The 19,274-nt window shown below is 43.7% G+C and carries 16 protein-coding genes; 9 read left to right on the top strand and 7 right to left on the bottom strand.

Going from position 1 to position 19,274, the window contains the following annotated elements:
- Nucleotides 1-11: 11 nt before the first annotated feature.
- The 4 genes from NL644_RS15775 (at nt 12) to NL644_RS15760 (ending at nt 5,161) form a co-directional block, all read left to right on the top strand.
- On the top strand, nt 12-782 hold the full coding sequence (locus tag NL644_RS15775) for an ABC transporter substrate-binding protein (RefSeq protein WP_054867730.1): 771 nt from the start codon (nt 12-14) through the stop codon (nt 780-782).
- Between the two features lie 81 nt (nt 783-863).
- A complete protein-coding gene (locus tag NL644_RS15770; RefSeq protein WP_006742137.1) occupies nt 864-1,604 on the top strand; it encodes an ABC transporter permease in 741 nt (246 codons plus the stop codon).
- Between the two features lie 3 nt (nt 1,605-1,607).
- Nucleotides 1,608-2,285 carry an ABC transporter permease gene (locus NL644_RS15765; RefSeq protein ID WP_005390676.1) on the top strand — a complete coding sequence of 226 codons (678 nt, stop codon included), beginning with the start codon at nt 1,608-1,610 and terminating at the stop codon, nt 2,283-2,285.
- A 155-nt stretch (nt 2,286-2,440) separates the two neighbouring features.
- Nucleotides 2,441-5,161, top strand: coding sequence for an ImpA family metalloprotease (locus NL644_RS15760; RefSeq protein WP_114322521.1), 2,721 nt, complete (start codon nt 2,441-2,443; stop codon nt 5,159-5,161).
- Nucleotides 5,162-5,258: 97 nt separating this feature from the next.
- On the opposite strand, the gene xthA is transcribed toward NL644_RS15760, so the two are convergent.
- The 5 genes from xthA to dinG form a co-directional block, all read right to left on the bottom strand.
- Nucleotides 5,259-6,065 (bottom strand): exodeoxyribonuclease III, encoded by an 807-nt coding sequence (gene xthA / locus NL644_RS15755; RefSeq protein WP_114322520.1) that lies wholly within the window; start codon nt 6,063-6,065, stop codon nt 5,259-5,261.
- Between the two features lie 95 nt (nt 6,066-6,160).
- On the bottom strand, nt 6,161-6,325 hold the full coding sequence (gene rsmS / locus NL644_RS15750) for a pleiotropic regulatory protein RsmS (RefSeq protein WP_104969231.1): 165 nt from the start codon (nt 6,323-6,325) through the stop codon (nt 6,161-6,163).
- Entirely contained in the window at nt 6,325-6,870 is a 546-nt protein-coding gene (locus NL644_RS15745) for a primosomal replication protein (RefSeq protein ID WP_005378431.1), read from the bottom strand. The genes rsmS and NL644_RS15745 overlap by 1 nt, the downstream gene beginning before the upstream one ends.
- Nucleotides 6,867-7,652 carry a TSUP family transporter gene (locus NL644_RS15740; protein WP_005387866.1) on the bottom strand — a complete coding sequence of 262 codons (786 nt, stop codon included), beginning with the start codon at nt 7,650-7,652 and terminating at the stop codon, nt 6,867-6,869. The genes NL644_RS15745 and NL644_RS15740 overlap by 4 nt, the downstream gene beginning before the upstream one ends.
- Before the next feature lie 14 nt (nt 7,653-7,666).
- On the bottom strand, nt 7,667-9,742 hold the full coding sequence (gene dinG, locus NL644_RS15735; RefSeq protein ID WP_253658605.1) for an ATP-dependent DNA helicase DinG: 2,076 nt from the start codon (nt 9,740-9,742) through the stop codon (nt 7,667-7,669).
- Nucleotides 9,743-10,256: 514 nt separating this feature from the next.
- Between dinG and NL644_RS15730 the strand changes: the two genes are divergently transcribed.
- Nucleotides 10,257-11,336 (top strand): porin, encoded by a 1,080-nt coding sequence (locus NL644_RS15730; RefSeq protein ID WP_005378424.1) that lies wholly within the window; start codon nt 10,257-10,259, stop codon nt 11,334-11,336.
- Between the two features lie 76 nt (nt 11,337-11,412).
- Entirely contained in the window at nt 11,413-12,090 is a 678-nt protein-coding gene (locus NL644_RS15725) for a DUF2057 family protein (RefSeq protein ID WP_017634732.1), read from the top strand.
- Between the two features lie 85 nt (nt 12,091-12,175).
- On the opposite strand, the gene NL644_RS15720 is transcribed toward NL644_RS15725, so the two are convergent.
- Nucleotides 12,176-12,877: a pseudouridine synthase gene (locus NL644_RS15720; protein WP_005387874.1), complete on the bottom strand. Its 702-nt coding sequence runs from the start codon at nt 12,875-12,877 to the stop codon at nt 12,176-12,178.
- A 311-nt stretch (nt 12,878-13,188) separates the two neighbouring features.
- Here NL644_RS15720 and NL644_RS15715 point away from each other — a divergent pair, with 311 nt between their 5' ends.
- Nucleotides 13,189-15,414: an NADP-dependent isocitrate dehydrogenase gene (locus NL644_RS15715; RefSeq protein ID WP_253658604.1), complete on the top strand. Its 2,226-nt coding sequence runs from the start codon at nt 13,189-13,191 to the stop codon at nt 15,412-15,414.
- Between the two features lie 187 nt (nt 15,415-15,601).
- Here the strand turns inward: NL644_RS15715 and cspD are convergent, their stop codons facing one another.
- Entirely contained in the window at nt 15,602-15,820 is a 219-nt protein-coding gene (gene cspD, locus NL644_RS15710; RefSeq protein ID WP_005378407.1) for a cold shock domain-containing protein CspD, read from the bottom strand.
- A 704-nt stretch (nt 15,821-16,524) separates the two neighbouring features.
- Here cspD and clpS point away from each other — a divergent pair.
- The gene (gene clpS, locus NL644_RS15705; protein ID WP_031780157.1) at nt 16,525-16,845 is read left to right on the top strand and encodes an ATP-dependent Clp protease adapter ClpS; all 321 of its coding nucleotides are present in this window, start codon (nt 16,525-16,527) and stop codon (nt 16,843-16,845) included.
- A 50-nt stretch (nt 16,846-16,895) separates the two neighbouring features.
- The gene (gene clpA, locus NL644_RS15700) at nt 16,896-19,163 is read left to right on the top strand and encodes an ATP-dependent Clp protease ATP-binding subunit ClpA (RefSeq protein WP_114322517.1); all 2,268 of its coding nucleotides are present in this window, start codon (nt 16,896-16,898) and stop codon (nt 19,161-19,163) included.
- Nucleotides 19,164-19,274: the final 111 nt, after the last annotated feature.

The raw sequence follows: 19,274 nt of genomic DNA, 5'->3' as shown, positions 1-19,274 counted from the left end.
GGAGTATGGAAATGAAAAAGTGGTTATTAGCAGCAACGATCGCTGCAACGGCAGTATCTGGTGTCGCTCAAGCGAAAGAATGGAAAACAGTTCGCTTCGGCATTGAGGGTGCTTACCCTCCGTTTAGCTGGACAGAAACTGATGGTTCTCTGAAAGGCTTCGACGTAGACATGGCCAACGCGCTTTGTGAAGAAATGCAAGTGAAATGTAAGATTGTCGCGCAAGATTGGGATGGCATCATTCCTTCTCTATTAGCGCGTAAGTACGACGCAATCATCGCTGCGATGTCTATTACTGAAGAACGTAAGAAGAAAGTCGATTTCACTGGCAAATACGCACTGATTCCAAACAAATTTATTGCCAAGAAGGGTGCGAATCTGGATTTTGAAAACCTAGATGGCAAGAAAATCGCCGTTCAACGTGCAACAACACACGACAAATATCTGACAGATAACTATGGCGATAAAGTAGAGATTGTTCGTTACGGTTCTTTTGATGAGGCTTACCTAGATTTAGCCAATGGTCGTGTTGCCGCTGTATTGGGAGACGCCTCTGCTCTAGAAGAAGGTGTGCTTAATAAAGCGGGCGGCGACGCGTACGAGTTTGTTGGTCCGTCATTGACCGATCCTAAGTGGTTCGGTGAAGGTTTTGGTATTGCCGTGCGTAAACAAGATAAAGATCTAACGAAGAAATTGGACGCGGCGATAATTTCACTACGTGAGAAAGGTGTTTATCAAGAAATTGCTGGTAAATACTTTAACTACGATGTGTACGGTGAATAAACCGTAATTAAGCGACCGTTGGCTTGTTCCTAGAAGTAGTCAACGGTCGATTTTTTGAGTTTAGGGATTAGGAACTCACCTATGCTAGATTTACAAGGATACGAAGCTTCGATTTTAAAAGGGGCTTTAGTAACGATAGAAGTTGCAGTGCTTTCACTCCTTCTTGCCGTGATCTTAGGTATGCTTGGCGCATTAGCTAAGTTAGCGCCTTACAAATGGGCAAGGGCGATTGCCACTCTTTACACCACCGTCATTCGCGGCATTCCTGATTTGGTTCTGATGATGCTGATTTTCTTTGGTGGACAAATACTTTTAAACAATAGCCTGTACTCCATTAACGAAACGCTCAATGAGTGGTTTGCTTCGAGTGATCCAAACCATGAATGGACGTCTTACTTACCCGACTATATTGATGTCAGCCCATTTATTGCAGGTGTACTCACGATTGGTTTTATCTTTGGTGCCTACATGGCGGAGACTTTTCGCGGAGCGATCATGGCGGTGGACAAAGGTGAACTAGAAGCGGCGAAAGCTTATGGTATGAGCTCAGCCTTATCGTTTAGAAGAATCTTACTGCCTCAGATGATTCGTCATGCATTACCTGGATTTGGTAATAACTGGTTAGTGTTACTCAAGACCACTGCGTTAGTTTCCATCATTGGCCTGGATGACATGGTGAGAATGAGCTCGTTGGCGGCAGGTACGACGAAAATGCCGTTTACCTTTTACATGGCTGTCGCGCTCATCTTTCTGTTTTTTACCAGTGTTTCGACCGGGCTACTCAAGCTTGTTGAGCGTAAGTTCAGTATTCATGCGAGGTAAGTTATGGATTTTTCTTTGATTATTGAAAGCTTCCCAACTTATCTTCAGGGACTTTGGACGACAGTTTGGCTGGTAGGATTAGCGTTGGTTATCGGTTTGTGTGTCTCGATTCCATTAGCTGTGGCACGTAATAGTACGAATTATGCCTTTAGCTTACCTTCTTGGGGATTCATTTACTTTTTCCGTGGAACACCGTTGTTGGTCCAGTTGTATTTGATTTATTACGGTATGGATCAGTTCTTTCCTGTGAAAGATACCTTGTGGGAAAACGCCTGGTTTTGTGCTTTAGTCGCTTTTATTCTTAATACGTCGGCTTATACAGCAGAAATTATTCGTGGTGCGATTAATGGCTTGCCCAAAGGTGAAGTAGAAGCTGCCAAAGCGTATGGGATGAGTAAGTTTATGACATACAGACGTATTATCTTGCCTAGTGCACTGCGTCGAGCATTACCAGCTTATTCAAACGAAGTGATTTTCATGCTGCACGGTAGTGCGGTCGCGGGTATCGTTACCATTATGGATCTAACTGGCGCTGCGCGCTTAGTTAACTCACGTTACTATGCGCCATTTGAATCTTTCCTTACGGCGGGGCTGTTCTACATGGCACTGACATTTATGATCTTGTGGTGCTTTAAAGTGGCAGAGAAGCGCTTCTTGGCATACCTACGTCCTTTAAGTTAATAATTAATGTCAGCAATGGTATCGGAATGGGTACCATTGCTTTTTGATGATTTTGTTATCTTCATTCCTATTTTTCCTACCGATACAAAAGACTATTTCTTTTTATTCATGTGCTTACATTAATATTTGATAAACCCATTGTTTAGTAAGTAAAAATGAAAAAAACAATTCTATCGTTGGGCCTTGCCGCCGTTGCCACTGGATGTGGTGGGGGAGAGGGAGAGTCACAATCTAATGCTCAAGTAAAACCAACGCCAGCTCCAGTTCAACAAGCTCTGGATACTGGTAATGCTCTGCTCGTTTCTGACCCGAACGATTTCATTCGAGAAAGTCGGCAAGTTGTGGAAGGGCACAAGAAACAGTCGAATACGATCAAATCTGCAATTGCGAAAAACCTTTCTGGCCTTTATTGGGATCCAACCCATGATGCAGCGATCTTGGCACCTCAGTATGGGTTCAACGACACCATCTTGATGACCAACAAGGCCATGGCCAACGGTTATAAAGATCAGGCGTTGTCAATTGGCGTTGCTGGAGAAAAAGCTAATGGTCAACGTTATGCGCTATTAGGTAGTAACCCATTTAGAACGGCACAACGCTTTCCCGAGTCTTCGAATGCAGCGATGACTCAATGGCTAAGCAACCTGGTCACTTGGTTGTCAGGCGGAACTACTTCAAACGTTGTCATCGCGCAAATGGATCAGTCTTATTACTTCCCTGATGAGCAAGCGACTCGGAATTGGCTGAAAGACAATGTTTCACAAGAGTTGGCGTTTAACGAGGCCAACCTATGCGATGGTTCGAAGCTACTTAGCTGCTTGCAAACCAATACTCCAAACTTATTGATCTTGTCACAGCATCTGCAATCTGGCGACACCAACCAACAAGTACTCGATGCTCTGGCATACGCTGAGCAAGCCCAAATTCCTGTTCTATACCTGCATTGGGATGGAGGACTAACTGAACTTGGCCGAGACATTTTGGAAAAATTCCATGTTGATTATGTGGGAGATAACTATTGGCGTAAGTTAGGCTTGGTTGATTGGGCGCCTTCATCACTCATGAACTTCGTGCCAGACTCTGTTGCTACGCAACAAGCGCTGTTGTCTCGTTTTGAATCTCAAAACTTCAATGTTGACTTGTCACAGTGTGATGACAAATCTTGTCCTGACACTGCGAATATGGAAAGTCAATTTTATGCAGGGGCAAACAGTATTCGCCATCGGTTGCAAAAGCTTGATGAACAAAAAGTAGATTTGTTTAATCAAGACGGCTACCAATACGAAAAACTCATGGTATTGCTGGCTGATCATTATCGTCAAACGGTTGTCTTCCCAATGGACAAACAGTCAACCCAAACGACCGAATTCCTAAAGTCGTACTTTGCCGATTACGTGCAATACAACAGCCGAAGCGTAAACCCAAAACAACCAAATATGGGGAACTTCAGCCGTAGTGAGTTTAGCCCTGAAGTAAAGAGAATCAGCGCAACGATTAATATGGAATCAAAGCGTAACTTCCGCTCTGCTGGTGTGTATGCGCTTCCTGGGGAGACCTTTACGGTCACGCGCAATGACAGTAGTGAAGTGACGACTAAAATTGTCATCAACAGTTTAAGGAGTGGCGCAACTCATGAGTTCAGCAAAGATGGATACACGCGACCAAAAATGCTGACTTCTTTCGCCTATGAGGTGAAGCCGGGTGAAACCATCACGCTGACTTCACCTTATGGCGGGCCTATCCAGGTTAACTTTAACAATAATGATGTACCAGTAGCTCTAACATTTAGCCATGTAGCGCAACACCCTGTATGGAGAAGTGAAAAGGATAACGATGCGTTTATTCAGGAGCTTGAAGCGAATTTGTTCGATTGGGCTGAATTGATCACGCCTGGATTTGAGGTACACTCTAAACGCGACAAAATGCTTGAATCTGTCAACGATGAGATGTGGTCGACACCAGCTGAAATGGCCCTGGCGACAGAAGAGTATGTTCATAACTACCCACATGTCTTGGCTGGTTTCCAAGGGCCGGGTATCGATGAGGTTCCGGAAATTATCCAGTATGCCAAAAATCAAGGTTGGGAAATCGCCAATATTGATATGGTGAAGCATATGAACGCTGACCAAGCGACGTGTGGTTACGGCTGTTCTGGTAACCCATACGATGCTTACTGGTCATTCAGCCCACTCGGTCACGGTGATTTACATGAGCTTGGTCATGGCTTGGAAAAAGGTCGATTCCGATTTGCAGGCTGGGAAGGGCATTCAACGACCAATTACTACTCGTATTACAGTAAGTCTCGTTTCTTCCAGAATACGGGGAAAGTTTCAACTTGCCAAAGCTTAGATTTCAAAGGCCAGTTTGAATTATTGCAAGCAAGCCGAACTCAAGCGGATCCAAACGCTTACATGGCAGCGCGAAATCAAACTGGTTGGAGTTGGGGAGCTCGCGTTTACATTCAAATGATGATGGCGACGCAGCATGAAGGTGTACTGCAAAATGGTTGGCATTTATTGGCGCGATTGCACCTGATTGAACGTGAGTTTAACCGCTTGAAATCGGATGATGCGCTTTGGAATGAGAGACGATTGAGTATTGGTTTCGCCAACTACTCTCGTGAAGAGGCAAATAGCATCTCAAACAACGACTGGTTGCTTATTGCTCTGAGCTACATCTCTCAGCGAGACATGACGAGCTATTTAGATATGTGGGGCTTCTCGTTTACAGAAAAAGCGAAACAACAGGTTGTGGCGCTGAATCTACCGCCGATGCCTCTCACTTACTTTGCAAGCAGCAATACCGGCTACTGTCTGAACGAATTTGCTCAAACGCCAGTCAGTGTTGATGGTCAAACGGTTTGGCCGCTGAACTAGCTGAGTAGAAAGTAACTTGCATGAAAAAGGGAGACAGAGTCTCCCTTTTTCATGGGGTAAGCTTAGCGTTGAGTCCCGCTTATTGCTCAGTTATGTATTACTTGAACGTCGACCAAATTGGAGCGTGGTCTGAAGGTTTTTCAATACCGCGCAATTCATAATCGATACCCGACTCAATACATTTTTGCGCGAGGGAAGGGGTCGCCAAAATGACATCAATTCGTAGACCTCGGTTATCATCAAACCCGCGAGAGCGATAATCAAACCACGAGAATTTATCGTTCACTTCTGGATATAGCTTGCGGAAGGTGTCCTCAAAGCCCCAATCTAGCAAGGTTTTCAGCCATTCGCGCTCTTCCGGTTGGAATGAACATTTACCTGTTTTTAGCCAACGCTTACGGTTTGGTTCGCCGATACCGATATCTGCATCAATAGGGCTAATGTTGATGTCACCCATAACAATCAATTGCTCGTCGCTATTGTGATGATCGTTTAGGTAAGTCATCAGATCTTTATAGAACTGACGTTTGTATGGGAATTTTGTTTCGTGGCTGATGTTATCCCCTTGAGGGAAGTAGCCATTTAGCACCGTGATTTTTTCGCCGTTTTCATTTAAAAACGTTGCCATGATCATGCGCTTTTGGTGCTCTTCGTTATCCGTCGGGAACCCTTTTTGTACGAGAAGAGGCTCTTGCTTACAAAGCATTGCGACGCCGTAGTGCGCTTTTTGACCATGGAAATACACTTTGTAGCCCATGGCTTCGACAGCTTCAATCGGGAATGCTTCATCGTGAACTTTAATTTCCTGAAGGCCAATCACATCTGGTTGGTGTTTGTCGATTAGCGCTTGGAGTTGGTGCAGTCGCGCACGTAGTCCATTGATGTTAAAGCTGATTACTTTCATTGTTTATCCTTTTTGAGGGCGTACTTTTTTTATGAATAGTATCATTGTGCAAGAGCACTGAAAACGAGTCTTGGTGAAAGGAGCGAAACGTTGGGCTACTTTGTTTTTAATTTGTTTTCTAAGTCATTTTGCACGATCTTTAAAGCGTTAAGCGCAACTTCTGGATCTATCTCATTGCTCTCAAGCAAATAGATTAAATCGACAGCCAGTTTGATCTCTTCAGGTGCGTCATCTAAAGGCGAGGTTGGTTGGTCAGCCATTATTGATGTTTTTCCCTATGTGTAATTTGGTTCTCTAGCTTAAGAAGTGCTGCTTCACAACGCGCTAAACGTTGCTCGGTTGCTAGTAATACTTTTTGAGCGTCGGCACGCATAAAACTCGGAGCGCTTTCGACAGCACGTTCTTTTTCTAACACCATCTCGCGCAAGCGTCTTGCCCACTCTTGGTGTTGAGCGAGCTCCTGATAAAGCACGTTGATAGGCTTACGGAAATGGCTGCTATGTTTGATTTCATTCTTACGAATTTTAGTGGTAGAAATCTCGCGTTGAATCGCACCGATTTGCGCCACTAACCGTTCAGTGAGGTACTCAGCGCGCAAAGCGGTGAGCTTACCTTCATTTTGCTCACGCACAATCGCATCCAGCGTGGCTTTTGCTTCTTTTACGCAAGGAGTAAGTAAGCGAGAGCGGCAACCAAATAAACGCTCATCAAAAAGCGGAACATGATGTTCGCCTCTTTGACGGTCAAGAACAGCGGCTTGCTTCGCCATTTGTTCTAGATTTTCCTGGAGTTGAGAAATGTTCATGACAAACCTACAAACCATGCGTCATAAGCCAATTTAATGGCTAGTATGCTGACGACAGTAACAAATACAGGACGAATGAATTTAGAACCAAATCTAATAGCGGAGTGCGCGCCAACAAAAGCACCAGCCATTAAACATACTCCCATTGTTAAGCCTAGCACCCAGTTGATATGTCCGAGGAATGCAAAAGTGATCAAAGAGGTAAAGTTACTGGTAAAGTTCATTGCTTTTGCTAAGCCAGAAGCGAGCAAGATATTCAGCCGGTACAGCGCCATTGAACTTACTGTCCAAAAAGCCCCAGTTCCAGGCCCTGCGAGTCCGTCGTAGAATCCTATGGATAAGCCTTGCATGTACTGTTTTTTATGAAGTTTTGGGCAAGGCTCGGGTATTGGACTTTGATGAGCAGAGTGGGGTGTTTTATGAAAAACGGTATACAACGCTGCCGCCAAAATAACAAGCGGCAATCCTTTTTCCAGCCAATCCGTACTAATCGCATCTACAAATAGCGTACCTAATGTCGCTCCGACGAGTGTTGCCACGAATGCACGCCTCCAGCATTGAGGTTTGAATAGACGTTTTTTGTAGTACGTAAATGCTGCAGTAGAAGAAGCAAAGGTAGCGGCAAGTTTATTGGTGCCTAGTGCAATATGAGGCGGCAAGCCTAGCGAAAGTAGAGCAGGTACGGTAAGCATGCCACCACCACCGGCAACTGCATCAATAAATCCTGCGACAAAAGCGACAAGCGCCAACACCAACAGCATGGTTGGCTCAATCATTTCCATAAATGGTGATTCTTCTAATATTCTATTTTACGTTTAAATGGAGGTAGTGAGTCGATTAAGGCTTGTCCGTATCGCTTAGTGACTATGCGTCGATCAAGAATCGTTACTCTACCAGAATCTCTCTCTTTACGCAGTAAGCGACCTACGCTCTGGATCAGCTTTTTGCTTGCGTCTGGTACAGTTATTTGCATAAACGGGTTTCCTCCTTTTTTCTCAATGTATTCGGAATGAGCCTGCTCAACAGGGGAGGTTGGAACGCCAAATGGAATTTTTGTAATCACCAAGTTTTCAAGTAATTCGCCAGGTAAGTCTAGCCCCTCAGAGAAACTGCCAGTACCAAATAAGACGCTGGTTTTATTTGATTCTATTAACTTTTTATGTTTTTTTAGAATTTCTTGACGTGAGCTTTCACCTTGAACTTGCAACGCCCAGCCTTTTTTTATGAACTCCGAAGAGAGTGCCTTCGCGACTTGGTTCATCTGCCAATAGGATGAGAATAATACTAAGTTGGCTTTCTTGTCTTCCAAGTACTTAGGCAAGATCTCAATAAGATATTCAGTAAATTGAGGCGCTGGTGGTTCATATTTCATCGCAGGGATGAGTAATTCTGCCTGGTTTTGGTAATCGAATGGTGACGCAAGCGCTAAAAACTGAGTGCCTGATTCTGGTTTTCCATCAATACCAACCTGATGGCAAAAGTAATGGAAAGAGTTTAATGCACGCATCGTTGCGGAAACCAAAATGGCGCCAATACATCTGCTCCAAATCTGTTGGTCGAGTTGCCATCCAATTTCAAGTGGCGAAACACTCACAATGAAATCACCCTCGCGAACGGGGTGGGTTTCTAACCAGCGAGCTAAAGGCGCACCTTTTTCACGAGTTGGTTCAGCCATTAAATGCCATACTTGCGCTAAGTTTTCTAACCTTTGAATGTAGAAACCGAGCTCTGCAAGCGCTGGTTCAGCCAACCTTGTCGCAAGCTCCCCGTCTTTTACTCTTTCCGCAATAAGATCGGCAATTTTTGCCACACTCTGATTTGCTTTTTTGCTGGACTGTTTTAGTTCTTTGGATTGGTTCTCTAGCCACTCAGGTAGTTCACCGTGTTCGAAGCGGTAGATACCCTCTTCAAATTGGGCTGGGTCGAACTGTTTGGGCAATTGAGTCAGTGCCGGTATCAAGTTCTGAACCGCGTCTTGAAGGTCGTTGCGAAATCGAGCTACGCGTTTCTCGTCTGCGAGTGATGAAAACTTACTAATCGACTGATTTAACTTCTCAAGCCATGCTGCCGCGCCTTTTAAACTCGCAGATGCTGAAGCATGGTCACGAGCGACGTGAGGTAAGTGATGTGCCTCGTCGAAGACGTATATTGTATTTTCTGGCTCAGGTAAAATCACGCCGCCACCTAAATCTGCGTCTGCCATGACGAGAGAGTGGTTAGCAATGATGACATCGTTTTTATCCAACTCTGAGCGCGCTTTTTGGAATGGGCAGCCGCGGTGGCCTGGTAAACTGTTATTGCAACTGTGTTTATCACTGACAATCAGTTGCCAAAGCTTATCGTCGATGGGTTTAGGCCAAGAATCACGGTCACCGTCCCATTTACCTTGCGCAAGAGAGCGATGCATTGTTTCTAACAGCTCTATATCTTTTTGCTTAGGTTTGGTTTCAAACATGGCTAACTGGCCACCATCAGCACCGCTAGCAGTGGCGAGCTTTTCTGCACAACAATAGCGTTGACGGCCTTTTGCCAAAATAAAAGAAAACTCTCGGTCGGTAATCCGACGAAAAAGAGGGAGGTCTTTATTTATGAGCTGCTCTTGCAGAGCGACGGTTGCCGTTGAGATAACCACTTTCCTATTGTTATGTACAGCCACGGGAATGGTCGCCATTAGATAAGAGAGCGATTTACCAATTCCAGTCCCTGCTTCTGCAACGAGTATTCGGTTAGATTTGTGATACTGACCGCACAGCGTTTTTGCAATCTCTGCAACAAGGTAGTTTTGTGCTCTTCTAGGCACAAAGTTATCAAGTTGATCTTGAAGGTTTTGATAGCTATTACGAATCGATTTTTGAATGTTACTGGTCAGCATACGGGCCTCAAATGCGTTGGAGGCGAATAGTAGCACACATCACTAGTTGTACAGTAGTTCACAAAACGGAATGCTTTTATAAGGAATGTAGATCTCCTTCACAAAAAAATATTGAACCTTATCTTAATGAAATTAATTTCATTATATGAAAAATATAAAACTCCAACTTGGTCTGATTTGTAGGTTTTTATTCTTTTTTTGTTTTTTTAAAATTTACTTATTGGATTAAAAAACCATTTGTTAATAATTTTGTAAATTACAAATAATAATGGGGATTGGTTAGATGTTCGTCGAATAAATAAAGGTAAACTTATTAAGTTGTTGTTTTGTAATGGTATTTTGTTTTTTTTACATTGGTATTTAGAAAATTTGACAGCCAGAATAATCTTTTGCACTCTTAGCTCCAGATTTTGAGGAGGTGCTGTATAACGTTTTGTTAACGCTCTACCTCAAACATATAAAAAAGGGAACCGGACAAGGATATCCCGAACTAAGAAAAGGCAGTGGATTAATTATGAAAAAAACTCTATTAGCACTAGCTGTAGTTGCGTCTGCAACTTCAGTGAACGCAGCTGAAGTATTCAAATCTGAAGAAGGTTCTGTAGATTTCTACGGTCAGCTACGTCCAACTCTTCTATTCACAGAAAAAACTGATCACACAGCAGAGCTAAACACTAGCTCTTCTCGTACTGGTGTGAACGCGGTTTACGTTGTTGACGAAAGCCTAAAAGTTCTGGGTGAAGTTGAAATCGGTGTTGCTCTAGGTGACAACTACGACGCAGGTGCTGATTCAAGCGAGCGTACAGATGACTCTGTATACGTACGTCGCCACATCATCGGCTTTGATATGGGTGATATGGGTACTCTTCGCTTCGGTAAAGAAGGTACTTGGGCTGATGATGTATACTTCGCAGATTACTCTTACTTCTTCGGTGGTAACGCAGCGGAAACTGCATACGGTCACGCTTGGAACAACGATTCTCAAATCAAATACGCTTACGAAAATGACGCATTCTGGCTAAAAGCTGGTTACGCGCTAGGCGAAAAAGATTCTAACGAAGAAGTACTAGAAGTATTCGTTGGTAAATCTTTCAACGACCTATCTCTACACGCTGGTGTACTTACTGCGAACAACGACATCAACGTAACTAAAGAGAAAAAACTAGTTCTTAATGGTGTAGAGCAAACAGTTTCTCACACAGAGCGTACTGATAACGAAAACCTATCTTTTGAAGTAACTGCTGAGTACGCACTAAACGAGCACACTCTAGGTGCTACGTACTACTACAACGAAAACGAAGATAAGCTAGGTAAATCAACAGTTGATTCACACTACATCGTTGTAGCTGGTATGTTCGCTGTTGCTCCTAAAACAACTCTATACTCTGGTTACGAGTACCTAGCTCAGTCTACTGACGAAGCAGGTAAAGTAGACGCAGACTCTTCTTGGTTCTACGCTGGTGTTGAATACAAGTTCTCTAAATGGGCACGTGTATTCGCAGAAGCGGGTTACACTTTCGAAGGTACTGACTTCGACAACAAAGACACAGACGACGCAACTAACTTCGGTGTTGGTGCTCGTTTCTACTGGTAATCAATACCCAGTTTGATATTGTAAGACCCAGCTATATGCTGGGTCTTTTACTATGAAGATAAGGATGAAAAATTCTATGCAGTTATCATTAAAAGTGGCAATGGCACTGTCTATTTTTGCCAGTACAAACCTCTACGCTGCAACGACTTTAGTGGTTCCAGAAGACGTGAAGTTATTGGCCGTCAACATGGAGAAGCCAGATCTAGAAGGTGGTCTTTTTTCTAGTGAGAAGACAATCGAACTACCTGACGGAACGAATCAAATTGTCTTCAAATATCAACCTACATTTGAAATTAACGAAAACCTTAAGACGGTTTACAGTGATGTAATCGTTGCTAAATTTGATGCTGAAAACGAAAAGCTAACGTTTGAACTGCCAGAGTTTAAAACTCTTCGCCAAGCGCAAAACAACATCTCGCCTCTAGATTGGCAATTACTGGATACCAAAGGCCAACCTATTGCTTTGGTCGAAGATGTATTAGAGTCAGATGGTGTTCAAATTGGTCGTAATTACCCTCAAGAATCTCGTAACTACAATATTGCTGGCGGTATCGCGAGTGTTGCCGTTAGTTATGTAACTGTGAATCAGCATCAACAATCAGTAAGTGATATCGAGCCTCGAGTTGAGACTAGTGATACCCGTTCAACAGCCGCATCGAACGACAGCCCAATGGTTGATGTATTAAAGACGATGTACCAGAAAGCGTCTCCGGCGGAAAAAGAGGCCTTTAAAAACTGGCTCGCTGAGCAGTAATCCCTTAGTTCATTAGATAGGGCTTAACTGAAAAAGTATGAATCTAAAAAGCAGGCTTTAAGCCTGCTTTTATCTTTTCTGCTTGTTAGAGAGAGATTTCTCTCCATTCACCAGGCATTAGGTCGTTAAGGACGATATCACCCATCGAATGACGAATGAGGCGCAAAGTAGGGAAGCCAATGTGCGCAGTCATGCGACGCACCTGACGATTTCTTCCTTCAATAATGGTAATGGCTAACCAAGTGGTAGGGATATTTGCGCGAAAACGAACCGGAGGCGTTCTGTCCCAGACTTGTGGTTCTGGAATAACTTCAACTTCGGCTGGTAGAGTCATACCATCTTTTAGCTCTACTCCCTTTCTCAATTTTTCAAGATCTTGCTCCTGAGGAGCGCCATCAACTTGAACCCAATAAGTCTTCGGCGATTTTGACTTTGGCTGCGTTAGCTTCGCCTGCAAGATACCATCGTTAGTGAGTACCATCAAACCTTCGCTGTCTCGGTCCAATCGGCCAGCCGCATAGACATTTTTGATTGGGATATAGTCCGCTAACGTTTTGCGACCATCGCCATCGGTAAATTGACTGAGCGTATCGTAAGGCTTATTGAAAATAATGACTTTACGATCTTTAGGGGCCACTTTTGGCTTTTGGCTTTTTGTTGGGCGATTAGGGCGGCGGTCTTGCTGAGTACGAGTCTTCGAGCCATTGCGAGCTCCTGAGTGTTTAAAATGGCCCGTTTTAGACTGGTTACGACTGCGACCTTTTTCCTGACCTGTACGAGATGACATGTTAACTACCCTGCAAAAATGTAAATGAACTGTGTTTGAAAGTTTTAAGTTTTCTCATGATCGGATATGATTTGCGCGCCTAAAACTAACAAACGCGCACAGAATGATAGACTAATTCGTGTTATTTGTTTAATTATATCAGTGCACTCATGGATTCAGAGCTTAGAGCTTCAAACTACAACAAAGAGTGCGAACCGCATGTGGCGTTAGTGAGGAGACATGTACTGCTAACGTGCAGCAATGCGTCAATTAAACCAACTCAGACGCTGAGTTGATCAGCCAACAAGTTGATTAAAAAATAGGGAAATTTCATGCCTACAGAAAAACCTACAATTATCTACACCATCACTGATGAAGCGCCGGCGCTAGCAACTTATTCATTACTACCAATCATTCAATCATTCACAGCATCGTCTGGCATCAATGTAGATACTCGTGATATTTCACTAGCAGGTCGAATTATCGCTAACTTCCCAGAGCATCTAAAAGAAGAACAGCGCATTGGCGATGCGTTGACTGAGCTTGGTGAACTAGCTCAAACTCCAGAAGCAAATATCATCAAGCTACCTAACATTTCAGCTTCAGTTCCTCAGCTTAAAGCGGCGATTAAAGAGCTTCAGGCGAAAGGTTACGATTTACCAAACTACCCAGAAGAGCCGAGCACGTACGAAGAGAAAGCGATTAAAGCGGCTTACGACAAAATCAAAGGTAGTGCGGTTAACCCAGTACTTCGTGAAGGTAACTCAGACCGTCGTGCTCCGACTTCGGTTAAGAACTACGCGAAGAAAAACCCACACTCAATGGGTGCATGGTCAGCAGAATCTAAGTCTCATGTTGCGAGCATGTCAGACAATGACTTCTTTGGTAGCGAAAAGTCTACAACTATCTCTGGTGCAACAGAGGTCAAAATCGAGTTTGTCGGTAATGATGGTACAGTTAAAGAGCTTAAGTCTGCGTTCCCATTACTAGATAAAGAAGTCATTGATACTTCAGTAATGAAGAAGAAGGCGTTGGTTGAATTTTTCGAGAAAGAGATTGCTGAAGCGAAAGCACAAGACGTGCTGCTGTCTCTTCATATGAAAGCGACGATGATGAAAGTGTCTGACCCTGTCATTTTCGGCCATGCCGTAAAAGTTTACTACAAAGACGTTTTCGATAAGTACGGTAAGCTGTTTGAAGAGCTAGGCGTTGATGTAAACAATGGCATCGGTGATGTTTACTCAAAAATTGAGTCTCTACCTGAAGCGCAAAAAGCAGAAATTGAAGCGGCCATTCAAGCGGTTTACCAAACTCAACCAGAACTTGCGATGGTTGACTCTGATCGTGGTATCACAAACTTACATGTACCAAGTGACATTATTGTAGATGCTTCTATGCCAGCAATGCTTCGCTCTTCGGGTCAAATGTGGGGACCAGATGGTAAACAAAAAGACACCAAAGCGATGATTCCAGATCGTAGCTACGCAGGTATTTACCAAGCGGTTATTGATTTCTGTAAAGAGCACGGCGCATTTGATCCAACCACTATGGGTAGCGTACCTAACGTTGGTCTAATGGCTCAGAAAGCTGAAGAGTATGGTTCTCACGACAAGACATTCATTCTAGACGCTGCGGGTACTGTTCGCGTTGTTGATGCTTCAGGTAACGTACTGTTAGAGCAAGCGGTTGAAGAAGGTGATATCTTCCGTATGTGTCAGGTTAAAGACGCACCAATCCAAGATTGGGTTAAACTAGCAGTGACTCGCGCACGTGCAACAGGTGTTCCAGCCGTATTCTGGCTAGACGAAAACCGTGCGCACGATGCTGAACTCATTAAGAAAGTAAATACGTACTTACCAGAGCACGATACTGACGGTCTAGAGATTAAGATCCTATCTCCTGTTGATGCTTGTAAGTACTCGCTAGAGCGTATGAAAGCGGGTCTAGATACTATTTCTGTAACGGGTAACGTTCTTCGTGACTACCTAACAGACTTGTTCCCAATTTTAGAGTTAGGCACGTCAGCTAAGATGCTATCTATCGTTCCATTGATGAATGGCGGTGGTCTATTTGAAACTGGTGCTGGTGGTTCTGCTCCTAAGCATGTTCAACAAGTAGAAAAAGAGAATCACCTTCGTTGGGATTCTTTAGGTGAGTTCTTAGCACTAGCTGCATCCCTAGAACATCTAAGTGTGGTGGCAAACAACCCGAAAGCACAAGTTTTGGCGGATACGCTAGACAAAGCGACTGGTGAGTTTTTAGATACCAACAAGTCTCCATCACGTAAAGTGGGCGAATTAGATAACCGCGGTAGTCATTTCTACCTCGCACTTTACTGGGCGAAAGCACTTGCCGAGCAAACAGACGATGCTGATCTCGCTGCTGAGTTTGCACCGATTGCGAAAGCGTTGTCAGAGCATGAAGAAAAAATCGTCGCTGAGCTAAACAACGCACAGGGTGTGAAAGGAGAACTGGGCGGTTACTATCTGCTAGACGATGCATTGGTTTCTAAGTTGATGCGCCCAAGCGAAACCTTTAACGCGATCATTAACAAGTAAAATAGATGAGAAGAGCACGTCGCTTTCGACGTGTTTCTTATTTTATCAATACTTTGTATGTGGTCTATCTGCATTTCATAAGCTACAAATAGTAAGAAACCCGCTATCTTGGCGGGTTTATTTTTCTCTTCAGAACATCAAAATGATGTTTCGAGAGCAATATTTTTATTTTTCGACAGCGCTCTAATTATTTGGCTTGACCTTCAAGAGGCACGACGCTACTCGCGTGACAGCCTTTGGGACCTTTTTCAATCTCGTATGAGACTTGTTGGCCTGCTTTCAGTGTACGATAACCGTCCATCTGGATAGTTGAGTAGTGGGCAAAGATATCTCCCTCTTCTTCATCTGAACAAATAAACCCAAATCCTTTGGCATTGTTAAACCACTTTACTGTACCTGTAGCCATGCTTTTACATCCCTCATGCATTTTTTACTGAGTTGTTACAACAACCAAGTTATACCTTTAACCTGGTACTACTATTGTCAGCGAACGCTAACAAACATCTAGTCAATGAGAAATCACATTCACCAAGCTGCTTAAAAACAAATGGATTCAAAATGACGATTTATGCATCAACACTTTCCACTGTAGTCAATGAATCCCGACAGTCAATAGCATTAAGCAACAAACAGAAACATAATTGAAAACAAATCACTTTTGAGATTAACAAATTTGCAAACAGTTTTTCGTATATACGCGGAAGTTTGGTCAATTAGCCTGCAAAGTAGTATTCACTGGAAAAACCATACTGTTCGTGTTGCTTATGATAGATGAATCCTCTAACTGAATAAAAAATGAAGTTTTCGTGATAATTACCCCATTCTCAGTTAGGAAGTGTGATCTCGGTAGAAGACTGAGAGATGTTTCGCAATAGCTCGGAGGGGGTAAAAAGAAAGTTATTTTATAAGTAAAAATGTGTAACTTATCGACAAGCATCTTTTATTTGCGCCCCCTCAAGACCTGCATTAGTCTCTATATTAGGTAGCAACTTTTATCGATCAAAGATCGAATTCGGTGCCATATCTCACTACACCGCGCTGCACGCTTGTGGTAGATTGTTTTTATAGGTCGAAAACATCAACCCTTTGATACGATATCTTTGAATTGCCATGAGTAAAAATTTTGAATGGGTCACTCCGGACTCTGATCTTCTGGAGCGAGAAAGTACGAAAGTTCAGCCACCTAAGCTGTACAATGTTGTACTAAATAATGATGACTATACACCTATGGATTTCGTCATAGAGGTACTTGAGCGATTCTTTTCACATGACATTGATAAAGCGACTCAGATCATGCTCAAGATTCACTATGAAGGAAAGGCAATCTGTGGCACATACAGTGCAGAAATTGCCGAAACAAAAGTAGCGCAAGTTACGATGTACGCAAGGGAAAATGAACATCCGCTACTTTGCACTATGGAGCAAGCGTAAACAAAGAAGACTTGCTCGAACAACCCAAGTTGTTTTTTCGGGAGGTACTTATGCTAAATAAAGAACTAGAGTCAAGCCTTAACGGTGCATTTGCTCGGGCGCGAGATAAACGCCACGAGTTTATGACTGTCGAACACCTCCTACTTGCATTATTGGAAAATGATGCAGCTAAGGAAGCCCTTTTAGCTTGTAAAGCGGATCTTGACGCTTTACGTAACGAACTCGATATATTCATCGATCAAACTACGCCTCTTATCCCAGACAGTGATGAGACGCGTGAAACCCAGCCGACTTTGAGTTTTCAACGTGTGCTACAACGCGCCGTCTTTCATGTACAGTCGTCTGGCCGCAACGAAGTAACAGGTGCAAACGTGCTTGTGGCGATCTTCAGTGAGCAAGAGTCGCATGCCGCCTACCTACTGAAGAAAAACGACATCTCCCGCTTAGATATTGTTAACTTTATCTCCCATGGTATTACTAAAGCGTCAGGTGCAAGCGAAGACCCATCATCAGATTCGTTCAGTTCAGAGAGTGTCGAAGAGCCGAATTCTGAAGAACGTTTGGAAAGCTTTGCGACTAACCTTAATCAGGTCGCTAAAGATGGCAATATCGATCCACTGATTGGTCGCGATAAAGAGCTAGAGCGCACTATTCAAGTACTTTGCCGCCGCCGCAAGAATAACCCATTACTAGTGGGTGAAGCCGGGGTAGGTAAAACAGCCATCGCAGAAGGTCTTGCTTGGCGAATTGTAGAAGGGCAGGTCCCGGAAGTTATTCAAAACAGCGTGATTTACTCATTGGATATTGGTTCTCTACTGGCTGGTACTAAGTACCGTGGTGATTTTGAAAAACGCTTCAAGGTGATTTTGAAACAGCTTGAAAAAGAAGAAGATGCAATTTTGTTCATCGATGAGATACACACAATCATCGGTGCGGGTGCGGCTTCTGGTGGTCAAGTTGATGCCGCAAACCTTATCAAACCTCTACTAAGTAGCGGTAAGTTGCGTTGTATCGGCTCGACTACATACCAAGAATACAGCAACATTTTCGAGAAAGAGCGTGCGTTGTCCCGTCGCTTCCAAAAGATTGACGTTGTAGAACCTTCTCTGGATGACACAACTAAAATCTTGATGGGCTTGAAGCCGAAGTACGAAGCACATCATGAAGTACGTTACACCAATAAAGCACTGCGTGCCGCGGTAGAACTTTCGGCGAAATACATCAATGAACGTCATTTACCAGATAAAGCCATTGATGTCATTGATGAAGCTGGCGCTCGCAGTCGTCTTGCTCCTGCAAGCCGCCGTAAGAAAACGGTTGGTGTTGCCGATATCGAAGCGATGGTTGCCAAGATGGCACGAATCCCAGAGAAGTCGGTTTCTTCTTCAGATAAAGACATCTTGAAGAACCTAGATAGCAAGATGAAGATGTTGGTATTTGGTCAAGATAATGCGATTGATGCATTATCCGAAGCGATCAAGCTGACACGTGCAGGTTTGGGCGTGGATAACAAACCAGTTGGTTCATTCTTGTTTGCTGGCCCTACTGGGGTGGGTAAAACAGAGGTGACGGTGCAGCTATCTAAGCTTCTAGGGATCGAGCTACTTCGTTTTGATATGTCGGAATATGGTGAGCGTCACTCCGTGAGTCGCTTAATTGGTGCACCTCCTGGTTATGTCGGTTACGACCAAGGTGGCTTGCTGACAGACGCTGTTATCAAGCACCCACATTCAGTCGTATTACTCGATGAGATTGAGAAAGCGCATCCAGATATCTTTAATTTGCTATTGCAAGTGATGGATAACGGTACATTAACGGACAACAATGGTCGTAAAGCAGACTTCCGTAATGTCATCCTCGTTATGACAACCAACGCGGGTGTGGCTGAAACTGAGAAGAAATCAATTGGTTTGATTCAGCAAGACAACAGTCACGATGCGATGGCGGAAATTAAGAAGGTATTCACTCCTGAGTTCCGTAACCGTCTTGATAACATCATCTGGTTTAACAGCCTTGATGAAAGCGTTATCCATCAAGTTGTTGATAAGTTTATTGTTGAACTGCAGGTGCAACTTGATGCTCGTGGCGTATCAATGGAGGTATCGCAAGATGCACGCCATTGGTTAGCGAATAAAGGTTATGATAAGGCGATGGGTGCTCGCCCAATGGGACGCGTTATCCAAGAGCAACTTAAGAAACCTTTGGCTAATGAATTGTTGTTTGGCTCTCTAGTCGACGGCGGCACTGTGAAAGTAACGCTAGTGAACGACACACTTAAATTTGAATATTTGAGTGAGAAAGAGGCAGCGATGCATTAATCGCTGCCCCGTAAGGGAAGTAAAAGCGCACGATTTTATCGTGCGCTTTTTGTTTGCCTGAACCTACTCGGAAATAAAAATCATGCAATAAAAAACGGAGCAAACTGCTCC

Source organism: Vibrio sp. Y10_XG_PY6 (genome assembly GCF_024181795.1).
GTDB classification, from domain to species: domain Bacteria; phylum Pseudomonadota; class Gammaproteobacteria; order Enterobacterales; family Vibrionaceae; genus Vibrio; species Vibrio diabolicus.
The sequence above is the reverse complement of the archived record's forward strand: the minus strand, read 5'-3'. Positions and strand labels throughout refer to the sequence as shown.

What these genes read in the sequence shown, in the direction of transcription:
- clpS (WP_031780157.1), top strand. Translation starts at nt 16,525, where the DNA reads ATGAGTAAAAATTTTGAATGGGTCACTCCGGACTCTGATCTTCTGGAG.
- dinG (WP_253658605.1), bottom strand. Translation starts at nt 9,742, where the DNA reads ATGCTGACCAGTAACATTCAAAAATCGATTCGTAATAGCTATCAAAAC.
- cspD (WP_005378407.1), bottom strand. Translation starts at nt 15,820, where the DNA reads ATGGCTACAGGTACAGTAAAGTGGTTTAACAATGCCAAAGGATTTGGG.
- clpA (WP_114322517.1), top strand. Translation starts at nt 16,896, where the DNA reads ATGCTAAATAAAGAACTAGAGTCAAGCCTTAACGGTGCATTTGCTCGG.
- NL644_RS15725 (WP_017634732.1), top strand. Translation starts at nt 11,413, where the DNA reads ATGCAGTTATCATTAAAAGTGGCAATGGCACTGTCTATTTTTGCCAGT.
- NL644_RS15720 (WP_005387874.1), bottom strand. Translation starts at nt 12,877, where the DNA reads ATGTCATCTCGTACAGGTCAGGAAAAAGGTCGCAGTCGTAACCAGTCT.
- NL644_RS15765 (WP_005390676.1), top strand. Translation starts at nt 1,608, where the DNA reads ATGGATTTTTCTTTGATTATTGAAAGCTTCCCAACTTATCTTCAGGGA.
- NL644_RS15770 (WP_006742137.1), top strand. Translation starts at nt 864, where the DNA reads ATGCTAGATTTACAAGGATACGAAGCTTCGATTTTAAAAGGGGCTTTA.
- rsmS (WP_104969231.1), bottom strand. Translation starts at nt 6,325, where the DNA reads ATGGCTGACCAACCAACCTCGCCTTTAGATGACGCACCTGAAGAGATC.
- NL644_RS15775 (WP_054867730.1), top strand. Translation starts at nt 12, where the DNA reads ATGAAAAAGTGGTTATTAGCAGCAACGATCGCTGCAACGGCAGTATCT.
- NL644_RS15740 (WP_005387866.1), bottom strand. Translation starts at nt 7,652, where the DNA reads ATGGAAATGATTGAGCCAACCATGCTGTTGGTGTTGGCGCTTGTCGCT.
- NL644_RS15715 (WP_253658604.1), top strand. Translation starts at nt 13,189, where the DNA reads ATGCCTACAGAAAAACCTACAATTATCTACACCATCACTGATGAAGCG.
- xthA (WP_114322520.1), bottom strand. Translation starts at nt 6,065, where the DNA reads ATGAAAGTAATCAGCTTTAACATCAATGGACTACGTGCGCGACTGCAC.
- NL644_RS15745 (WP_005378431.1), bottom strand. Translation starts at nt 6,870, where the DNA reads ATGAACATTTCTCAACTCCAGGAAAATCTAGAACAAATGGCGAAGCAA.
- NL644_RS15730 (WP_005378424.1), top strand. Translation starts at nt 10,257, where the DNA reads ATGAAAAAAACTCTATTAGCACTAGCTGTAGTTGCGTCTGCAACTTCA.
- NL644_RS15760 (WP_114322521.1), top strand. Translation starts at nt 2,441, where the DNA reads ATGAAAAAAACAATTCTATCGTTGGGCCTTGCCGCCGTTGCCACTGGA.